We start from the raw sequence: 19,912 nt of genomic DNA on the forward strand, positions 1-19,912 counted from the left end.
TTTGGCGATGAATCTATAAAATAATCGGTAGTGGTGATTTTTTTAAGAATCAGATTTGTCCTCTTCTGTAAAAAGTCCTTTTGAATGTTTTATAATTATAGGCATTTGGGTAAGCATGAAAAGGACTGTTATAGGCATGACGCCAAATACTTTGAAACTTGTCCAGAAATTATCGCTAAAATTACGCCAAATTATTTCATTCAAAAGGGCAAGAAAAATGAAAAAAAACGCCCAACGATAGGTAAGTTTTTGCCAACCTAAATCATCAAGTTTTAAGGTAGAATCAAGAGCATAACGTAAAAGTGGTTTTTTAAAAAACATCCCACCAAAAAGTATAAAAGCAAATAAGCTATTAATGATTGTCGGTTTCATTTTTATGAAAGTTTCATTATGAAGCCAGAGAGTTAGAAAGCCAAAAACTAAAACAAATATTCCCGAAATAAGAGGCATAATAGGAATTTGTCTTGCAAGGATCCATGATAAGCTTAGGGAAATAATTATCGCTACCATGAAAATAGCTGTTGCAGGGAAAATAGATTTGTTAAAATTTTGAAAAAATCCAATGTTTTTTATCAGCCATTCTCCCTTATAATTGGCAAAAAAGAAGGCAACCAATGGACCCATTTCCAAAAGAAACTTAAGTGTTGGTGAGAGAGATTTTTTTTTATTGTTATTCATTTTTTTTTCAGAATTATTGTGTAAATTAGGATTAGATAAAGGCTGTTTCATGCATGTTTTCCTGCGATAGTTTCGGCAAAGTCAGAAGCAGAAAAGGGTTGAAGGTCTTCAATATCTTCTCCTATACCGATAAAATAAACGGGTAATTTATATTTTGCTGCGATAGCGACAAGAATTCCTCCTCGTGCAGTCCCATCTAGCTTTGTCATGACTAAACCATTAACACCAGCAATATCGCGGAAAATATCTACTTGGTTGAGTGCATTTTGTCCGGTTGTTGCATCAAGCGTTTGAAGGATTGTATGGGGTGCTTGGGGGGTATGTTTTTTTAAAACACGAATAATTTTTGCTAATTCATCCATCAATTCAGATTTATTTTGTAAACGCCCTGCTGTATCAATAATTAATACATCACTGTTTGTTTTTTTTGCTTTTTCATAAGCATCAAATGCTAAGCTGGCGGCATCTGCACCCAATTTTGTTGAAATAACAGGAGAATTGGTACGTTCACCCCAGATGTGTAGTTGCTCAATAGCTGCGGCTCGGAAAGTATCACCAGCTGCCAGCATAACTTTTAATCCCCCTTCTGTTAATTTTGCTGAAAGTTTTCCAATAGTTGTCGTTTTTCCAGTGCCATTTACACCTACCAGCAAAATAACATGCGGTTTATGGCTGAGATCAAGTTCCAATGGTATTGCAACAGGTTCCAGAACTTTTTTGACCTCATCCGCTACAATAGTATGAATATCATCTGGGGAGAGGTCTTTTCCGTAACGACTGGAAGCTAAAGTATTTGTGATGCGTGTTGCCGTCTCTACACCTATGTCAGCTTGGATAAGAATATCTTCGAGCTCTTGCAATGTGTCTTCATCAAGTTTTCTTTTAACAAAGAGATCGCTAATTGATCCGCTTAAGCGTTGTGAAGAAAGGGATAGACCTTTTTTAAGGCGCCCAAACCACGCTGTCTTTTTTTGTTCAACAGAAGGTTCAGATAAAATTTCTTCATTCTTTTTTTCACGGATGTTGTCTGTGACAATAATTTTACCAGAAAAAGGAATTTTATCAGAACGGGATTCTAGAAATGGAGATTTTTCATCATATTTTGTAAGTATTGACTCTGGATTTTTTGTTTGTTCTTCTTTTTCTGTGTCTATAGAAACTTGGTTATTTTTTGTCTTTTCATTTTTGTCTTTATTTTCTTCTATTATATCGCTTTTATCAGGAATAGAAATCTGTTGTTCAATTTCTTGCTCTTGAGATTTGTTAAAAGAGAATATTTTTTTAATAAAAGATTTCGTCATAAGAATTTTCCTGCTCAAGCAGCGTTTAATTTTGGAAGGACAGCAATCAATTTATCGCCATCATGATCAACGATAAGGGCTTGAACAATTGTTCCTGCTTTTGCACCTTTAACCTGTACAAGGGTATAATCTTCTGTTCGTCCGATTTCATCTTTTTCAACGAGAATTGTTTGTAGACTGTTTTGTAAATGAGCAAGATGCTTTTGGTAAGCCATCTCACCTGCTTTACGCAATTTTTCAGCACGCATCTTAACTATTTTACGGTTGATTTGTGGCATACGTGCGGCAGGTGTTCCTTCTCTTGGACTAAAGGGGAAGACATGGAGATGGGTTAAATTACAATCTTTGATTAAAACAAGACTGTTTTGAAACATCTCTTCTGTTTCTGTAGGAAAACCAGCAATTAAGTCAGCACCATACACCATTGTAGGACGTTTGGCACGCAACTCTTGGCAAAATTGAATGGCATGTTCGCGCAGATGACGCCGTTTCATCCGTTTTAAAATCATATTATCACCTGCTTGCAAAGATAAATGCAAATGGGGCATGATTCTTGTTTCATAAGCTAAAAGATTGATGAGTTCTTCGTCTGCTTCAATAGAGTCAATAGATGAGAGGCGTAATCGCGTTAAGTCAGGAACATGATGCAAAATTGCTGAAGTTAATTTTCCTAGAGTAGCTTTTCCAGGAAGATCGTGGCCATAGCTTGTAAGGTCAACACCTGTAAGGACCACCTCTTGGATACCCCCACCTATTAGCTTTTTAATTTGTTCTATGACAGCACCCATGGGAACTGAACGAGATGGTCCTCGTCCATAGGGAATAATGCAAAATGTACAGCGATGATCACATCCGTTTTGTACCTGTACAAAAGCGCGGGTGCGCTCTTGCATTGCACTGACCATATGTGGGGCAATTTTTTGTACTTCCATAATGTCATTGATACGCACCTTTTCAGAATGATTAATACCAAAATCAGGAAGTTGACGATAAGAATGGGCGTGAAGTTTATCTTCGTTTCCTAAAACGAGATCCACTTCTGTCATTGAGGCAAAATTTTGTGCTTCTGTTTGGGCTGCACACCCTGTTACAATGATACGCGCATGAGGATTTTCACGTCGTGCTTTGCGGATAGCTTGTTTTGCTTGTCGTACGGCTTCGGCAGTGACAGCACAAGTATTAAAGATAATAGCACCATCTTTCAGTTGATCTAGCCCTGAAGAAGTACTTTCTTTGCGAATGATTTCCGATTCGTAGCTGTTAAGTCGACAACCAAAAGTTACAATTTCTATTGCCATCAGGAGTGATCCTTTTTGTAGGACCCTGTTAAAGGGCTTAAAAAACCACTAAATTGATATTTTATTGGTCCTGTCATAATAATGTGATCGTCTTCTCGGTAAAAAATATTAAGTGTTCCCTTTGGTAAGTTCACATCAATATGGCGCTCTGTAAGTCCACGACGATAAGCAGCCACTGCACTTGCACAAGCAGCACTCCCACATGCTTGTGTTAATCCTGCTCCTCGCTCCCATGTACGTAAATTTAGACTTTTCTTTGACGTTATGCAAGCAATGGAAATATTGCACCGTTCGGGAAACAGGGGATCATGTTCAAGGTTTGGCCCATATTCCTCTAATGGAATATGTTGAATATCATTTTCAACAAAAAAGATAGCATGGAGATTGCCAATGGATATGAGACAAGCGTCTTTTAGGGGACCAGCCGTAATTTCTACGTGATTTGTATCAACTATTTCACGTGAAACAGGCATCTCTTTTGCATTGAAATTTGGGCATCCCATATCAACAGAAATGAGATTGTCGGTTTGGTATTTCCCTTCAATAATTCCAGCGGGAGTTTCTAAATGAAATTTTTCACCAAAATTGTGATCTTTAAGCCATGCGATGACACAGCGGGTACCATTGCCACAAGCTTTAGCCATTGATCCGTCGGCATTCCATATTTCGATGCGGAAGTTGGCTTTTTTCTGGGTAGGTGTGTGGATAGCCATGATTTGATCAAAATGCATTTCAGGATCTGCTGACAAAGCAAGGATTGCTTTTGGTGTAAGAGCATGAGTGCTTTCACGCATATCAACAACAATAATTTGATTTCCAAGACCGTCCATTTTGCTAAATGGCGTTTTCATGAAACTTCTCTATTTCTAATGATTACTTATAAAAGAGATATATGGCTGAAAATATTATAAATTTCCAGTGTTTAATAAATATAAAATTTGGTACATAAGTTATTTCGTTTAAAATAAGTGATTTTAACCTGTTTTTTTTAATTTGTTAATTTATCTTTGTAACTATAACAAATATTCGCTTAATTTTTTTGTGAACTTATTTATTGTCGTGGGAGAGAGTACAGACATGGCGTTTTCAAGAGTTTCGTTTTTCGTTGCACTATCAACTGTAATGTTTTTAGGGGGATGTTCAACAACACGGTTTGATGGTAATGACGATAATAACGCATTAGAAGTTTTTTATCCATCTCAACAAATGACAATATTGGAAGCGTCTGATCTGTCGTCTCCTTCTTCGTCGATATCTGAAGACGCAAACGCTTCGGTGTATGAAAAAGGAGATTCTCAGAGCGATGGACGAATGGCTAGTCTCGAATTGCCAAGCAGTGCCACTGATTTATTTCCTGCAAGTATTGCTGGGGTATGGAATCTTTCTATGGGAGGAAAAGTTTGCCGGATTGCAACTCCACAAACAAAGTTTGGAAAAGGGTACCGTGCTGGTCCTTTACACTGTCCAGGAATTGCTTCCCAAGTGAGATCGTGGGACGTTAAAGGAAAAAGATTATATTTTTATAATAACTCTGGACGTGTTATCCTCGTTCTTTATTCTTCAAATGTTGATCGTTTTGAGGGACGTACACTTGATGATCATCCCGTTGTTTTAAGTCGTTAAATCATTTTTGACCGTTTATGACAAGCTAAGCTAGACGGACAGATTCGTGAAAAGTATTTGTATTTTTCATTGAGATCGGTTTGAAAAAGGTTTTTTGGATGATTCTCGTTTCAACACGTTATAAGGAGCTTGTCGCTAAAGGAGAGGTTTGTTTTGATCCCGCTCAATTAGCTATAACAGAATATTTTGATCATTTATTAAAAAAAATTACGGAACAAAATATCCCTCGTCCTTGGACTTGGATATTTTGCTCTTTCTTTAATAGAATATTTAAAAGGAAAAAACAAAATATTTCTTGTGTTGTAAAACAAGGAGATGAAACAGGTTTTTTTCAGGGACTGTATATTTATGGTGAAGTAGGACGGGGCAAAACCATGCTGATGGATTTGTTCTTTTCTTGTTTGCCTAAAGGTCATAAAAAGCGTGCCCATTTTAATGATTTTATGGCTGATGTACATGAGCGTATTAATTTTTATCGTCAAGCATCTGGGTGTGCAAAATTTAAACAAGATAATCCTATTTTAGCTGTTGCTGAGGATCTTGCACGAGAAGCAAAAATACTTTGTTTTGATGAGTTTAGTGTAACAGATATTGCTGATGCTATGGTATTGGGGCGGCTTATTTCTGCTTTGTTTGATAAAGGAATTTTCTTTATTGCAACCTCAAATGTGGCGCCGGATAACCTTTATTGTAACGGTTTAAATCGTGAACTCTTTTTGCCTTTTATTCAAGTTTTGAAAGCATATGTTCGCGTTGTTAATCTTGATGCAAAAACAGATTATCGCCTTGAAAAATCAAATCTACAACAGGTGTATGTGTCGCCGTTGGGGGTCCCGGCAAATGAATATATGGATCAAGCATGGGCACTTGTATTGCAAGGACATAAGGAGACATCTGATGAGCTTTCTATAAAAGGGCGCCTTATTCCTATTCCGCGCTTTGGTGCAGGATGTGCTCGTTTTGATTATGGGGATTTATGTGCAAAGCCTTTGGCCGCGGCTGAATATTTGTTATTAGGAGAGCGTTATCATACGCTTTTTATTGATAATGTACCGGTCATGGATGATACATGTCGCAATGAAACAAAACGGTTTATTTTGCTTATTGATATTCTTTATGAACGCCACATACGGTTGTTTATGTCGGCTGCGGCAGGGGTAGGGGATTTGTATAAAGGGCATGCGCAGATTACGGAAACATTTGAATTTAAAAGAACACAATCACGTCTTTTCGAAATGCAAAGCTACGATTATTTAAAACTTTGGGAAGAACATTTTCTTTTGAAGAAGAAGCATTGATTATACTTTTACCTTTACGTAAACTGTAAAAACAATAACTTTTTGAAATTAAAGAAATATAATAATTCTGTTGTATTTTTTTTAAATTCACTTTATCGATACATCGTGATAATTTTCTAATAGTTGTTTCAGCGGAGGGTTGTTGTTTCTGTAAAGAGAGAAATTTGTAAATTTCATTTCTTTACTCCTTTTTATGATATTGTTTGAATATGGTTGAAGTCAAAAATATTCAGTATACGGACGCTGATGGGTGTGCGCTGAATTATCTAAAAGTTAGGAAAAAATAAAATGGCACGGAAAAAAATAGCTCTCATTGGTTCAGGTATGATTGGTGGTACTTTAGCACATATTATTGGGCTTAAAGAGCTTGCTGATGTGGTCTTATTTGATATTGCAGAAGGTGTGCCACAAGGTAAGGCTCTAGATATCGCCGAATCTTCTCCTGTTGATGGTTTTGATATCAGTCTAAAAGGTGCTAATGCTTATGAAACAATTGAAGGTGCTGATGTTGTTATTGTAACAGCAGGCGTTGCGCGAAAACCTGGTATGAGCCGTGATGAACTTTTGGGCATTAATTTAAAGGTTATGGAACAAGTTGGAGCTGGAATTAAAAAATACGCTTCTTCGGCGTTTGTTATTTGTATTACTAATCCCCTTGATGCGATGGTGTGGGCTTTGCAGAAATTTTCAGGTCTCCCTACACATAAAGTGGTTGGTATGGCAGGTGTTCTTGATTCAGCGCGTTTTCGTCATTTCTTATCTGAGGAATTTAAGGTCTCTATTAAAGATGTGACAGCGTTTGTTTTAGGGGGCCACGGTGATACAATGGTTCCTCTCGTGCGTTATTCAACGGTTGGTGGTATTTCTTTGCCTGATCTTGTAAAGATGGGCTGGACAACACAGGAAAGAATTGATCAAATTATCCAGCGTACCCGCGATGGTGGTGCAGAAATTATTGGTTTGTTAAAAACAGGTTCTGCTTATTATGCACCAGCAGCTTCTGCTGTTTCTATGGCTGAGGCTTATCTAAAGGACACTAAGCGTGTTGTGCCTGTTGCAGCTTATCTTTCAGGGGAATATGGGGTTAATGATACTTACGTTGGTGTTCCTGTTGTACTTGGTGCAGGTGGTGTTGAACGAGTCATTGAAATTGATCTTGATAAAGAAGAAAGAGGTGCTTTTGATCATTCAGTAAATGCGGTTAAAAAGCTTTGTGAAGCTTGTATTGCTCTTGTACCTAGTCTCAAGTAAATTGAACAAGGTTTAATTCATTAAAATAAGTATTTAGAATATTAAAACTTTAGGATTAATAAGATCCATGATCCATAAAAGAAAAGGACAAATGCATGAATATCCATGAGTATCAGGCCAAACGTCTGCTTCATGAATATGGAGCACCAATTGCAAATGGTGTCGCTGTTTATTCTGTAGAGCAAGCGGAAAAATGGGCGGAAAAATTGCCCGGACCTCTCTATGTGGTTAAAAGTCAGATACACGCTGGTGGTCGTGGTAAGGGTAAGTTTAAAGAACTTGATCCTGATGCAAAGGGTGGTGTTCGGCTTGCACAATCTGTTGAAGAAGTTGTTGCAAATGTTCAAGAAATGCTTGGAAAAACTTTGGTAACCAAACAAACTGGTCCAGAGGGTAAGCAGGTCAACCGCCTTTATATTGAAGACGGTGCCGATATTGAACGGGAGCTTTATCTTTCACTTTTGGTTGATCGTAGCATTGGTCGAATTGCTTTTGTTGTTTCAACAGAAGGTGGAATGGATATTGAAACGGTTGCTGAAGAGACACCAGAAAAAATATTCACGCTTCCCATTGATGCTGGAGAAGGTGTTACTTCTGCTGATTGTGCAAGACTTTGTGATGCGTTGAAACTACAAAGTAGTGCGCGAGAAGATGGTGAAAAGCTTTTTCCGATTCTCTATAAGGCATTTTGTGAAAAAGATATGAGCCTTTTAGAAATCAATCCACTTATTGTGATGAAAGATGGTCGTTTGCGTGTTCTTGATGCGAAAGTTTCTTTTGATAATAATGCTCTGTTTCGTCATCCAGATATTTTAGAATTACGCGATCTTTCAGAGGAAGATCCAAAGGAAATAGAAGCATCAAAGCATGATCTTGCTTATGTTGCTCTTGAGGGTACGATTGGTTGCATGGTTAATGGTGCTGGGCTTGCTATGGCAACAATGGATATCATTAAGCTTTATGGAGCAGAGCCAGCGAATTTTTTGGATGTTGGTGGTGGAGCATCAAAAGAAAAGGTGACAGCTGCTTTTAAGATTATTACGGCCGATCCAAATGTTAAGGGCATTTTGGTTAACATTTTTGGTGGTATTATGCGTTGTGATGTCATTGCTGAAGGTGTGGTTGCTGCTGTTCGTGAGGTTGGTTTGAAAGTTCCCTTGGTTGTTCGTCTTGAAGGCACTAATGTTGAGCAGGGTAAAGCAATTATTAATAAGAGTGGTTTGAATGTTATTCCTGCTGATGATTTAGATGATGCTGCCCAAAAAATTGTTGCAGCCGTGAAGGGAGCTTAAGCTATGTCGATTCTTGTGAATAAAGAGACAAAAGTTCTAGTTCAAGGGCTTACAGGAAAAACAGGAACATTTCATACAGAACAGGCGCTTGCTTATCATGGTACGCAAATGGTTGGTGGCGTTAATCCTAAAAAGGGTGGAGAAACATGGGAAGGTTCAAAAGGTGAAACTCTTCCTATCTTTGCTAATGTTGCAGAAGCAAAAGAAAAAACAGGTGCGGATGCTTCCGTTATTTATGTTCCTCCTGCAGGGGCTGCGGCAGCTATTATAGAGGCTATTGAAGCTGAAATTCGTTTAATTATCTGTATTACGGAAGGTATTCCCGTTATGGATATGGTTAAAGTGAAGGCGCGATTAGAAAACTCAAAGTCTCGTCTTATTGGTCCTAATTGTCCCGGTATTCTTACACCAAATGAATGTAAAATTGGTATTATGCCTGGTTCTATTTTTAGAAAAGGTTCTGTTGGGGTTGTCTCGAGGTCGGGAACTTTAACTTATGAAGCCGTTTTTCAGACGAGTCAGGAAGGTCTCGGACAAACAACTGCTATAGGGATTGGTGGTGATCCTGTTAAGGGTACTGAATTTATTGATGTGTTGGAAATGTTTTTAGCAGATGATGAAACTCAGTCTATTGTTATGATTGGTGAGATTGGTGGTTCTGCTGAAGAAGAAGCAGCACAGTTTCTGCAAGATGAAGCAAGAAAAGGTCGAAAAAAGCCAGTTGTTGGCTTTATTGCTGGCCGTACGGCTCCTCCAGGACGGACAATGGGACATGCCGGTGCTGTTATTTCTGGTGGTAAGGGTGGAGCAGAAGATAAAATTGCAGCAATGGAATCAGCAGGGATTCGTGTGTCTTCTTCGCCATCACAGATAGGTAAGACTTTGATGTCAGTTTTGAAAGGCTAAAAGAAAGTTTCACCTGAATAAGCAAAGGTTCTTAGATTCAGGTGAAAAAACTTGAGTATAAAAAGGTAAAACTTTTTTGAATGTTCAAATCACTGCTTGTTTGTAAGCATTTAAAGGTCAAAAGAGATATAAGGAGACGGAATAGATGTTCCGGAGAGGTATATGGCAAGGCAGGACGAAATAAATAGCCTTTTTGCACAGACATCATTTCTTTATGGTGGGAATGCGGATTATATAGATCAACTTTATGCTCAATATGAAAAAGATCCTACCAGTGTTGATTCACAGTGGCGTGCTTTTTTTGAAGGACTTCATGATAATAAAGAAGATGTTCTTAAAAATGCTGAAGGAGCAACATGGCAGCGTGATCATTGGCCATTAAAAGCAGAGGGTGAATTGGTTTCTGCTCTTGATGGTGATTGGTCTTCTCTTGAAAAATATCTTGGCGATAAATTAAAGGAAAAAGCAATAACAGGTGTTGCACAAAAGGGAAAAACTTCCAGTAAACAAGATATTATTCGTGCAACACGTGATTCCGTTCATGCAATTATGATGATTCGTGCGTTTCGAGAACGGGGACATCTTCATGCGCAGCTTGACCCTCTTCAATTGGCCGAAAAACAAGAAGATTATAAGGAACTTTCTCCAGAAGCTTATGGTTTTACTCCAGCTGATTACGAGCGTCCCATTTTTATTGATAATGTTTTAGGATTGGAATATGCAACTATTCCGCAAATGCTTGAGATTCTCAATCGGACCTATTGTTCAACAATCGGTGTGGAATATATGCATGTTTCTGATCCAGTTCAGAAAGCATGGCTTCAAGAACGCATTGAAGGGCGAGATAAAAAAAATTCTTTCACACAACAAGACAAGAAAGCTATTCTGAATAAGCTTATTCAGGCAGAGGGATTCGAACAGTTTTTAGACACTAAATATAAAGGTACAAAGCGTTTTGGACTCGATGGTGGTGAGGCGCTGATTCCCGCTCTTGAACAAATTATCAAATGTGGTAGTGCTTTGGGGGTGCAGGAAGTTATTTTAGGAATGGCACATCGTGGTCGTTTAAATGTTCTTTCACAAGTTCTTGCCAAACCGCATAGGGCTATCTTTCATGAATTCAAAGGGGGATCTTATAAGCCTGATGATGTGGAGGGATCCGGTGATGTCAAATATCATTTGGGAACTACCGCTGATCTGGACTTTGATGGTAAAAAAGTTCACTTATCGCTGTTGGCTAATCCATCTCATCTTGAGATTGTTGATCCGGTTGTTATGGGGAAAGCACGTGCTAAACAAGATCAACTTATGGGACCTGCGCATACTGATTTACTCCCATTAAGTGAGCGTTCAAAAGTGATGCCATTGCTTATTCATGGTGATGCTGCTTTTGCAGGACAAGGCGTTATCCAAGAAACTTTTGGTCTTTCAGGTCTTAAAGGTTATCGTGTTGCAGGCTCACTTCATGTTATTATCAATAACCAGATTGGTTTTACAACATCTCCACGTTTTTCACGTTCTTCGCCTTATCCATCAGATGTCGCAAAAATGATTGATGCACCAATTTTCCATGTGAATGGTGATGATCCTGAGGCGGTTGTTTTTGTTGCCAAAATAGCAACAGAGTTTCGCCAAATTTTCCATAAACCAGTGGTTATTGATATGTTTTGTTATCGCCGTTATGGGCATAATGAAGGTGATGAACCTTCCTTTACGCAGCCGCTTATGTATAAAGCAATTCGTAATCATAAAACAACACTTCAACTTTATAGTGACCAATTGGTAGCAGAAGGAATGATTTCTTCAGAAGAGATTGAGCAACAAAAAAAATTATGGCGCGATAAGCTTGAAGGTGAACTTGAAGCGAGTGCTTCTTATAAGCCTAATAAGGCTGATTGGCTTGATGGAAGCTGGACGGGACTCAAAGCTTTTAGTAGTTCTGATGAGCAGCATTCTAGAGCAACCGGTGTTGAATTAAAAACTTTAAAGGAAATTGGTCAGAAAATTGTTGAAATTCCGGCGAATTTTCACGTTCACAAAACCATTCAACGTTTTTTAAATAATCGTGCTAAAATTTTTGAAACCGGTGAGGGTGTTGACTGGGCAACCGCTGAAGCTTTAGCTTTTGGTTCACTTTGTTTGGAAGGTGCACCGGTTCGTCTTTCCGGTGAAGATGTTGAGCGGGGAACTTTTTCACAACGTCATTCCGTTCTTTATGACCAAGAAAATGAGACGCGTTATATTCCTTTGAATCATTTACAAAAGGGGCAAGCGCTTTATGACGTTGTTAATTCTATGCTTTCTGAAGAAGCTGTTCTTGGTTTTGAATATGGATATTCTCTTGCTGAACCACGAGGATTAACACTTTGGGAAGCACAATTTGGTGATTTCTCTAATGGTGCACAGGTCATTTTTGATCAATTTATTTCATCTGCAGAGCGTAAGTGGCTTCGTATGTCTGGTCTTGTGTGTTTATTGCCTCATGGTTTTGAAGGGCAAGGGCCGGAGCATTCTTCTGCACGTTTAGAACGATTTCTTCAACTTTGTGCGGAAGATAATATGCAGGTTGCTAATTGTACAACCCCTGCAAATTATTTTCATATTTTGCGTCGACAAATTAAGCGTGATTTCCGTAAGCCATTGATTTTGATGACACCGAAATCACTCTTACGTCATAAGCGAGCGGTTTCTCTTCTCAATGAAATGGGGCCAGAAACAAGTTTCTGTCGTGTGTTGCTTGATGATGCAGAATGTCTCAAAGATTCTGTCATTAAGTTGCAAAAAGATAATAAAATTCGCCGTGTCGTTCTTTGTACTGGTAAGGTTTATTACGACCTTTATGAAGAACGTGAAAAAAAGGGTATTGATGATGTTTATCTCCTTCGTATTGAACAGCTTTATCCTTTCCCTGCAAAAGTTTTGGTAAATGTGTTATCGCGCTTTTTGCAGGCGGAAGTTTTTTGGTGCCAAGAGGAACCAAAAAACATGGGGGCTTGGTCATTTATTGAGCCTTATTTGGAATGGGTTTTGACGCATATTAATGCGCAATATTCACGTGCTCGTTATGCAGGACGTCCTGCGAGTGCGTCACCGGCCTCTGGGTTAATGGTGAAACACCTTGAACAACTGGCTGCGTTTCTTAAAGACGCGTTAGGTTCTTAATTTATTACTACTCTGATGTATGGAAAAATATTATGACTACTGAAATTCGTGTTCCTACTTTGGGCGAATCGGTTACCGAAGCAACGGTTGGCAAATGGTTTAAAAAACTTGGCGAAGCTGTCGCTATGGATGAGCCTTTGGTTGAATTAGAAACTGATAAGGTAACCGTTGAAGTTCCTTCTCCTGTTGCTGGGAAATTATCTGAAATTATTGCAAAAGAAGGCGATACGGTTGAAGTAAATGCTCTTTTAGGAGTGGTGAAAGCTGGAGAAGCTGGTGTCTCCCAATCATTTTCACCTTCTGCTACGCTTGTTCCAGCGGCTTCATCTGAATCGGAGAAGTCTGCTTTGAGCAGTGCAATGCCTCCTTCTCCTTCAGCAGCAAAATTGATGGCTGAAAATAATGTTGCAAAAAGCGATATTTCAGGTTCTGGAAAACGTGGACAAATTCTTAAAGAAGATGTTCTTGGTGGATTAAAACAAAGTACAAATGCCCCTACACCCTCTTCTTCTGCGACGAGTTCTTCGGCAACTCCTGTCCAAGAAACACGTGAAGAGCGGGTTCGTATGACGAAATTGCGTCAAACAATTGCTCGCCGTCTTAAAGATGCACAAAATGTAGCAGCGATGTTAACCACATTTAATGAGGTTGATATGTCAGCTGTGATGGATTTGCGCAAGCGTTATAAGGATCTTTTTGAAAAGAAACATGGTGTTAAACTTGGTTTTATGGGGTTTTTTACCAAGGCTGTTTGTCATGCATTAAAAGAACTTCCTGCTGTTAATGCCGAGATTGATGGGACAGATATTGTTTACAAAAACTATGTCAATGTTGGAATTGCTGTTGGAACGGATAAAGGGCTTGTTGTTCCAGTAGTGCGAGATGCAGATCAAATGTCATTGGCAGAGATTGAAAAAGAGATTGGTCGTTTGGGACGTCTTGCGCGTGATGGAAAATTAGCCGTTTCTGATATGCAGGGCGGAACTTTTACCATTACCAATGGTGGTGTGTATGGATCGTTGATGTCAACACCGATTTTGAATGCACCACAATCTGGTATTTTGGGAATGCATGCGATTAAAGAGCGAGCAATGGTTGTTGAGGGACAAGTTGTGATTCGTCCCATGATGTATTTAGCGCTTTCTTATGATCACCGTATTGTGGATGGGCAAGAAGCTGTGACTTTCCTTGTGCGTGTTAAGGAAAGCTTAGAAGATCCGGAACGCCTTGTTCTTGATTTGTAAAATACAGTTTTCAGGATGAAAGGAGAAACGGATGTCTTATGATGTGGCTGTGATCGGAGCGGGTCCAGGTGGTTATGTAGCAGCAATAAAGGCGGCACAACTGGGACTTAAAGTAGCGATTATTGAAAAGCGTACAACATTAGGAGGAACATGTCTCAACGTTGGTTGTATTCCTTCTAAAGCGTTGTTGCATGCTTCAGAAGTGTTTTCTGAAACCCAGCATGGTTTTGAAACGCTTGGTATTTCTATTGGTAAATCTAAGCTTAACCTTGAACAAATGATGGTTCATAAGAAAGCTGTGGTAACAGCCAATACGAGTGGTGTTTCTTTTTTGATGAAAAAAAATAAAGTTGATACTTTTTTTGGGACAGCCAAAATTTTGAGTGCGGGTCATGTGGAAGTTGTTGCCAGAGATGGTAATAAACAAACAATTGAAACAAAAAATATTATTATTGCTACCGGTTCAGAGAGTTCAGGCATTCCAGGGGTGAATGTTGAAATTGATGAAAAGACTATTGTTTCTTCTACGGGAGCTCTCTCACTTGAAAAAGTACCAGCGCATATGATTGTAGTGGGTGCTGGTGTCATTGGTTCAGAACTTGGATCAGTTTGGAGCCGTTTAGGTGCTAAGGTGACCATTATTGAGTATCTTAATAAAGTTTTGGGCTCAATGGATGGTGAAGTTTCACGGCAATTTCAGAAATTAATGGAAAAACAGGGGATTGAATATAAAACGGGTGCAAAGGTGACAGCTGTTACACAATCTGGCTCAACTGCTCAGGTGAGCTTTGAATCTGTCAAAGGTGGTGAATCTGAAACTTTAGAGGCTGATGTTGTGCTTATTGCTACTGGACGTTCTCCCTATACAGAGGGGCTTGGCTTACAAGAGGCTGGTGTTCAGTTAGATGAACGCGGATTTATTGCAATTGATGCTCATTGGCAGACGAATGTTCCAGGAATTTATGCAATTGGTGATGTCGTAAAAGGACCAATGTTAGCACATAAAGCAGAGGAAGAAGGCGTTGCTGTGGCAGAAATTTTGGCAGGTCAAAAAGGACATGTTAATTTTGATGTTATTCCTAGTGTTGTTTATACACAGCCGGAAATTGCGAGTGTAGGAAGGACAGAAGAAGAGCTAAAAACTGCTGGTATTGAATATAATGTTGGCAAATTTCCTTTTATGGCTAATGGTCGTGCACGTGCAATGCAAAAGAGTGATGGGTTCGTTAAAATCCTTTCTGATAAAAAAACAGATCGGGTATTAGGGGGGCATATTCTTGGATTTGGTGCTGGTGAAATGATCCATGAAATTGCAGTTTTAATGGAATTTGGTGGTTCATCAGAAGATCTGGGACGTTGTTGCCATGCACATCCTACCTTATCAGAAGCCGTGCGTGAGGCAGCTTTGGCAACATTTGCTAAACCACTTCATATTTAAAAAGCTTTTAAAAAGTACATTTTAAAAGGCACATGAGGCGGAAAATATTAGTGAAGCATGCAACAACATTTTAAAACTTTAAAAAGGAATATAACCAATTGTATTAAAATGTTCCATTTGTTGTATGCTTTTCGATAATTACTGTTTTAGATATCTGTTGTGCAGTTTTGATTGATTATTCTGTTGTGCACTATCGTTTAGAGCGGTGGTGTTTAGTCTATGTAAAGTTTTATATATGGGGTAGTTTTTATACTGTTATAAAATATTTAAGATAGGATTCTGAGCCTATCTGCGTGCTTTGTGTTAAGAAAACATCTCTCAAAATGCCCAAATCTACTTCGCAATGGTGCTCGTGAATGGTATAGCTGTAAAGTTTCTCTTGAAATATATGAAATTCATTCAAACTGTTATAAGACCTATTGTGCACCATCATCTTTATGTTTAGTAAAAGTACACGCTGACATTGATAATACACTTTTTCAGTTCTCAATATTGCTAAAGCTCTTTATTATTTGAGAGTTTTCATAAGAGAATTTTTATTCTGTTCTTTTATCATTTTACCTCACACGCTCGCTTTGTTTGTGATGTGCAGACAAAAGATTTTAATTGCTTCAATGTGAGAGAGCTTGTGATAAGAAAATCTTACAGTATTCAGCGTTATAAATCAAGTTGAAAATGATATTTTATTGTTATAAATCAATGTGTTATATATGATGATGAATCATATGAAGAGAGAAGCCGAGAGGAATTCACCCAAAGAAATTGAATTGTTTAATGATTGGTGTGGGTTAAGGATCTTTGTCATTTAAGATGAAGAGGGGAGGGATTGGATATTCTACAAAATACCGCTCTTCTTTAAAAAAGCGGTATTTTTATATCTTTTGTTTATGACACTATCTTTTTGATGATAATGACAAGTCATACAGTGTGATTAAGTTAGTTTTTTCTTCTCTGCTTTTCTTGATCATTGCTTGCTATGTCTTAAAAAGATGATATGTCTCTTCTTTAAGGTTGTTAAGAAATCGTAATGTTGCCAAAATATAACGAATAGCTAAAATTTTTTTGAAAACCATAATTACACGAGAATATTAAGTTTGTTTTCATTGGGCAGTTTTGTGATAACTTAAAAAATCAAGCATATGCTTTCTATAGGTATTAAAATTGTAATTTTTTATCTTCTTGTTGTTCTCTTATAAAAGTGGGAAGCCCCATATGATCAAGATATTTAAGGAAAGGGTGGGGTGGTAATTCTTCTACATTGACCATAGTTTTAACATCCCATTCGCCTGTGGCAATAAGAAGAGCTGTTGCGGCTGCTGGTACGCCAGCTGTATAGGAAATGCCTTGTGCCCCAGTTTCATGAAAAGCTTGTTTGTGATCGGCTATATTATAGATAAAAATTTCTCTCGAGTTTCCATCTTTTTCGCCTTTAATAAGATCTCCGATACAGGTTTTTCCTGTGTAGTCTGGGGCGAGAGAGGAAGGGTCGGGTAAGACGGCCTTCACGACTTTCAAGGGCACGACTTCTTGACCTTCTGCCGTTTTAATTGGTTGTTCGGATAAGAGTCCGAGGTTTTTTAGAACCGTAAAAACAGTGATATAACGATCACTAAATCCCATCCAGAAACGGACATTTTCTACATCAAGATTTTTGGAAAGTGAATGAATTTCATCATGTCCTGTCATATAGGCTTTTTGTTTTCCCACAACGGGAAGATCCCATTCATGGCTGATTTCAAACATTTTATTGGAAGTCCATTTTTTATTTTGCCATGACCATACTTGTCCTGTAAATTCACGGAAGTTAATTTCTGGATCAAAATTTGTAGCAAACCAACGCCCATGATTTCCGGCATTAATATCAATAATATCAATATCTGTGATTTTATCAAAATAATCATCGCGCGCTAATGCAGCATAAGCGTTCACTACACCTGGGTCAAAACCTGCTCCTAAAATAGCGGTTATACCAGCTTTTTCACATTCTTGACGTCGAGGCCATTCATAATTGCCATACCAAGGAGGTGTTTCACAAATTTTCAATGGGTCTTCATGAATTGCGGTATCGATATAAGCGCATTTGGTTTCAATACAAGCTGAAAGAACAGACATATTAAGAAAGGCAGAACCAACATTAATGACAATTTCGCATTTGGTCTTTTGGATGAGCTTTATAGTTTCTTCTACATTCATGGCATTGAGCGAATGGCTTTTGAGAACACCCTGTTCTTTCATTGTGTTTTTTTCTTTAATAGAAGCAATGATGGCCTCACATTTTTTGAGTGTTCGTGAAGCAATATGAATTTCACCAAGAATATCGTTGTTTTGAGCGCATTTATGCGCAACAACTTGTGCAACACCTCCGGCACCAATAATGAGAACATTTTTTTTCATTGTAGGTCCATCTCCTTTTTAATACTGTTGTATGACGTTTTTTATGGTTTATCTTTATGAAAGGCTTTCCTGATAGTCGTTATAGCTGAATTGGCGTTGAAGTGTTAATGTACCATCGCACTCTTTGAGAACAATAGCAGGCATTGTAACGCCATTAAACCAGTTTTTTTTGACCATTGTATAACCTGCTGCATCCTGAAAAGACAGTCTATCGCCTATTTTAAGAGGTTTTTGAAATTGAAATGTTCCAAAAATATCGCCGGCAAGACAAGACTTTCCACAAATCATAATTTCGTGTGGACCTTGATTGGGTTCTAATTTGGCATTCTCACGATAAATTAAAAGATCAAGCATATGAGCTTCAATAGAGCTATCAACGATGGCAAGTTTTTTTTCATTATACAATGTGTCAAGAACGCTTACTTCCAGTGTGGTGCTTTTGGTAATAGCAGCTTCTCCTGGTTCTAGAAAAAGAGTGACACCATGAGTTTTAGAAAATTGTTTTAAGCGTTTTGCGAAAGCTTCTAGAGGATAATTTTCAGCCGTAAAATGGATTCCGCCGCCAAGGCTTATCCAGTCAACAGCAGAAAAAAGTTCTGCAAATTTTTCTTCCATATATCCAAGCATTTGGTTAAAAAGATTAAAGTCAGCATTTTCACAATTGTTATGGATCATCAATCCGTTGATAAGAGGCAGAACTTCTTTGATAGCGCTTTGGTTTGTTTCTCCTAAGCGGCTAAAAGGGCGAGAGGGGTTGGCAAGATCAAAATTTGATGCGCTCATTCCTGGGTTTAACCTTAAACCTCTTTGAATGGTTTTTGTTGCATCAGAAAAGCGTTGAAGCTGTTGGATGGAATTAAAGATGATTTTATCTGCATAACCACAGGCTTCATCAATTTCATCATCTGCCCAAGCCACTGAATAAGCATGGGTTTCTTTGCCAAATTTTTCTCTTCCTAAACGCAGTTCATAAAGGGATGATGATGTGGTTCCATCCATGAACTCAGACATTAAATCAAAAACACTCCATGTGGCAAAACATTTCAAAGCAAGTAAAATTTTAGCTCCGGACATTTCCCGTAAACGAGAAATTGTTTGCATGTTTTTGATGAGTTTCGATTTGTCTATAAGATAGTAGGGGGTTTTTATCATTATTTATTCATTCTTTTTTGTAGGATCTTATTGCCAAGATCAACGTTTAGTACAAAGAGTAACAGAATGTCTCAAGAAAAAAGAATCTTAAGAAAAGAATCTGTTTCTGTCCAGCAAGAGAAAGGCTTTCTGTAATTACTGTTGTTTATTATGTTGAGTTTTTTGTTATGAGTATGAAAAAAAAATTATATTATGCTTTAGCTTTTGTATTTGTTAGCAGTTTTTTCATTATAATAACCACTCTTGTTAATTGGGGGCAAAATAGGAGTGATGCTAAAGCCAAACTGGTTACTCAGACCTCTCTCCAAGATAGTTCGGTGCCTTTGATTTTTACGGGGCGTAGAGAACTTAATGGTTTTAAAGGTTATCGTCATTATCGGCGTGGTTATCGTAAATACAGTGATAATTGGTGGTACCCTGAAGTGGCATTTATTACATCACCGCACTTAAGCACAAAAGGCGCATCATTAAAAGTTGTACCAGATGCTAAAAAAGTGTTTTTAACTTCTTCTTCGGAAAAATTAGAAAAAAAAGAGCCATGGATGCTTAAACAACATATTGAATCTTGCCTTGCGCGTTATCGCTCTTATAATAAAAATGATAATAGTTTTCAGCCTTTTCATGGGGGGCGTAAGCAGTGTTTATCACGCTTTTTTAAAGGATAGAAATTATTAAATAAAATTTTAATTGCTTCTTGTCGTGGGCGTTATTGTTCTTAAAATAAAGAGAAGACTTGTGTGGTGCGCAGTATTTTCATGCCAGCATTGTTTTTTTTAAAATTTTAAATGCTTTTAAGTTTTATTAAATCTTATTATCATTAAGTGTGGAATGGGGGGTGAGAATATAAGTTTTTGTCGATGACAAAATATTAAGGC

At 38.1% G+C, this 19,912-nt stretch carries 15 protein-coding genes; 9 read left to right on the forward strand and 6 right to left on the reverse strand.

What is annotated here, in order from left to right; all coding sequences use genetic code 11:
* Positions 1–42: 42 nt before the first annotated feature.
* Genes ACFILL_RS00780 through dapF form a run of 4 tightly spaced genes read right to left on the reverse strand, consistent with a single transcriptional unit; the run spans position 43 to position 4,128 of the window.
* On the reverse strand, positions 43–729 hold the full coding sequence (locus ACFILL_RS00780; protein ID WP_273790165.1) for a septation protein A: 687 nt from the start codon (positions 727–729) through the stop codon (positions 43–45).
* On the reverse strand, positions 726–1,979 hold the full coding sequence (ftsY, locus tag ACFILL_RS00785; RefSeq protein WP_273790164.1) for a signal recognition particle-docking protein FtsY: 1,254 nt from the start codon (positions 1,977–1,979) through the stop codon (positions 726–728). The genes ACFILL_RS00780 and ftsY overlap by 4 nt, the downstream gene beginning before the upstream one ends.
* 14 nt (positions 1,980–1,993) lie before the next feature.
* A complete protein-coding gene (mtaB, locus tag ACFILL_RS00790) occupies positions 1,994–3,277 on the reverse strand; it encodes a tRNA (N(6)-L-threonylcarbamoyladenosine(37)-C(2))-methylthiotransferase MtaB (RefSeq protein WP_273790163.1) in 1,284 nt (427 codons plus the stop codon).
* Entirely contained in the window at positions 3,277–4,128 is an 852-nt protein-coding gene (gene dapF, locus ACFILL_RS00795) for a diaminopimelate epimerase (protein ID WP_273790162.1), read from the reverse strand. The genes mtaB and dapF overlap by 1 nt, the downstream gene beginning before the upstream one ends.
* 226 nt (positions 4,129–4,354) lie before the next feature.
* Here dapF and ACFILL_RS00800 point away from each other — a divergent pair, with 226 nt between their 5' ends.
* The 8 genes from ACFILL_RS00800 (at position 4,355) to lpdA (ending at position 15,491) form a co-directional block, all read left to right on the forward strand.
* Positions 4,355–4,900 carry an AprI/Inh family metalloprotease inhibitor gene (locus ACFILL_RS00800; RefSeq protein WP_273790161.1) on the forward strand — a complete coding sequence of 182 codons (546 nt, stop codon included), beginning with the start codon at positions 4,355–4,357 and terminating at the stop codon, positions 4,898–4,900.
* 98 nt (positions 4,901–4,998) lie between these two features.
* Positions 4,999–6,198 carry a cell division protein ZapE gene (gene zapE, locus ACFILL_RS00805; protein WP_375643062.1) on the forward strand — a complete coding sequence of 400 codons (1,200 nt, stop codon included), beginning with the start codon at positions 4,999–5,001 and terminating at the stop codon, positions 6,196–6,198.
* A 288-nt stretch (positions 6,199–6,486) separates the two neighbouring features.
* The gene (gene mdh / locus ACFILL_RS00810) at positions 6,487–7,449 is read left to right on the forward strand and encodes a malate dehydrogenase (RefSeq protein WP_273790160.1); all 963 of its coding nucleotides are present in this window, start codon (positions 6,487–6,489) and stop codon (positions 7,447–7,449) included.
* 95 nt (positions 7,450–7,544) lie between these two features.
* The gene (gene sucC, locus ACFILL_RS00815; RefSeq protein WP_375643034.1) at positions 7,545–8,741 is read left to right on the forward strand and encodes an ADP-forming succinate--CoA ligase subunit beta; all 1,197 of its coding nucleotides are present in this window, start codon (positions 7,545–7,547) and stop codon (positions 8,739–8,741) included.
* A gap of 3 nt (positions 8,742–8,744) precedes the next feature.
* Positions 8,745–9,647 (forward strand): succinate--CoA ligase subunit alpha, encoded by a 903-nt coding sequence (sucD, locus tag ACFILL_RS00820; RefSeq protein ID WP_273790158.1) that lies wholly within the window; start codon positions 8,745–8,747, stop codon positions 9,645–9,647.
* 162 nt (positions 9,648–9,809) lie between these two features.
* Positions 9,810–12,809 carry a 2-oxoglutarate dehydrogenase E1 component gene (locus tag ACFILL_RS00825; RefSeq protein WP_375643035.1) on the forward strand — a complete coding sequence of 1,000 codons (3,000 nt, stop codon included), beginning with the start codon at positions 9,810–9,812 and terminating at the stop codon, positions 12,807–12,809.
* A 32-nt stretch (positions 12,810–12,841) separates the two neighbouring features.
* Positions 12,842–14,053: a 2-oxoglutarate dehydrogenase complex dihydrolipoyllysine-residue succinyltransferase gene (gene odhB, locus ACFILL_RS00830; protein ID WP_375643037.1), complete on the forward strand. Its 1,212-nt coding sequence runs from the start codon at positions 12,842–12,844 to the stop codon at positions 14,051–14,053.
* Between the two features lie 31 nt (positions 14,054–14,084).
* Positions 14,085–15,491 carry a dihydrolipoyl dehydrogenase gene (lpdA, locus tag ACFILL_RS00835; protein WP_375630654.1) on the forward strand — a complete coding sequence of 469 codons (1,407 nt, stop codon included), beginning with the start codon at positions 14,085–14,087 and terminating at the stop codon, positions 15,489–15,491.
* A 1,155-nt stretch (positions 15,492–16,646) separates the two neighbouring features.
* On the opposite strand, the gene ACFILL_RS00840 is transcribed toward lpdA, so the two are convergent.
* Both ACFILL_RS00840 and ACFILL_RS00845 read right to left on the reverse strand, forming a co-directional pair.
* Positions 16,647–17,885 (reverse strand): saccharopine dehydrogenase family protein, encoded by a 1,239-nt coding sequence (locus ACFILL_RS00840; RefSeq protein ID WP_273790154.1) that lies wholly within the window; start codon positions 17,883–17,885, stop codon positions 16,647–16,649.
* Between the two features lie 54 nt (positions 17,886–17,939).
* Complete coding sequence (locus tag ACFILL_RS00845; protein ID WP_273790153.1) at positions 17,940–19,037, reverse strand: carboxynorspermidine decarboxylase; 1,098 nt, start codon at positions 19,035–19,037, stop codon at positions 17,940–17,942.
* A gap of 167 nt (positions 19,038–19,204) precedes the next feature.
* On the opposite strand from ACFILL_RS00845, the gene ACFILL_RS00850 reads away from it, so the two are divergent.
* Positions 19,205–19,702 (forward strand): BA14K family protein, encoded by a 498-nt coding sequence (locus tag ACFILL_RS00850; protein WP_273790152.1) that lies wholly within the window; start codon positions 19,205–19,207, stop codon positions 19,700–19,702.
* The last annotated feature ends 210 nt before the right edge of the window (positions 19,703–19,912 follow it).

Source organism: Bartonella sp. AP20NXHL (assembly GCF_042196165.1).
Taxonomy (GTDB): domain Bacteria; phylum Pseudomonadota; class Alphaproteobacteria; order Rhizobiales; family Rhizobiaceae; genus Bartonella.

Coding starts and splice junctions, on each gene's coding strand:
- ACFILL_RS00780 (WP_273790165.1), bottom strand. CDS start 729: ATGAAACAGCCTTTATCTAATCCTAATTTACACAATAATTCTGAAAAA.
- ftsY (WP_273790164.1), bottom strand. CDS start 1,979: ATGACGAAATCTTTTATTAAAAAAATATTCTCTTTTAACAAATCTCAA.
- mtaB (WP_273790163.1), bottom strand. CDS start 3,277: ATGGCAATAGAAATTGTAACTTTTGGTTGTCGACTTAACAGCTACGAA.
- dapF (WP_273790162.1), bottom strand. CDS start 4,128: ATGAAAACGCCATTTAGCAAAATGGACGGTCTTGGAAATCAAATTATT.
- ACFILL_RS00800 (WP_273790161.1), top strand. CDS start 4,355: ATGGCGTTTTCAAGAGTTTCGTTTTTCGTTGCACTATCAACTGTAATG.
- zapE (WP_375643062.1), top strand. CDS start 4,999: ATGATTCTCGTTTCAACACGTTATAAGGAGCTTGTCGCTAAAGGAGAG.
- mdh (WP_273790160.1), top strand. CDS start 6,487: ATGGCACGGAAAAAAATAGCTCTCATTGGTTCAGGTATGATTGGTGGT.
- sucC (WP_375643034.1), top strand. CDS start 7,545: ATGAATATCCATGAGTATCAGGCCAAACGTCTGCTTCATGAATATGGA.
- sucD (WP_273790158.1), top strand. CDS start 8,745: ATGTCGATTCTTGTGAATAAAGAGACAAAAGTTCTAGTTCAAGGGCTT.
- ACFILL_RS00825 (WP_375643035.1), top strand. CDS start 9,810: ATGGCAAGGCAGGACGAAATAAATAGCCTTTTTGCACAGACATCATTT.
- odhB (WP_375643037.1), top strand. CDS start 12,842: ATGACTACTGAAATTCGTGTTCCTACTTTGGGCGAATCGGTTACCGAA.
- lpdA (WP_375630654.1), top strand. CDS start 14,085: ATGTCTTATGATGTGGCTGTGATCGGAGCGGGTCCAGGTGGTTATGTA.
- ACFILL_RS00840 (WP_273790154.1), bottom strand. CDS start 17,885: ATGAAAAAAAATGTTCTCATTATTGGTGCCGGAGGTGTTGCACAAGTT.
- ACFILL_RS00845 (WP_273790153.1), bottom strand. CDS start 19,037: ATGATAAAAACCCCCTACTATCTTATAGACAAATCGAAACTCATCAAA.
- ACFILL_RS00850 (WP_273790152.1), top strand. CDS start 19,205: ATGAGTATGAAAAAAAAATTATATTATGCTTTAGCTTTTGTATTTGTT.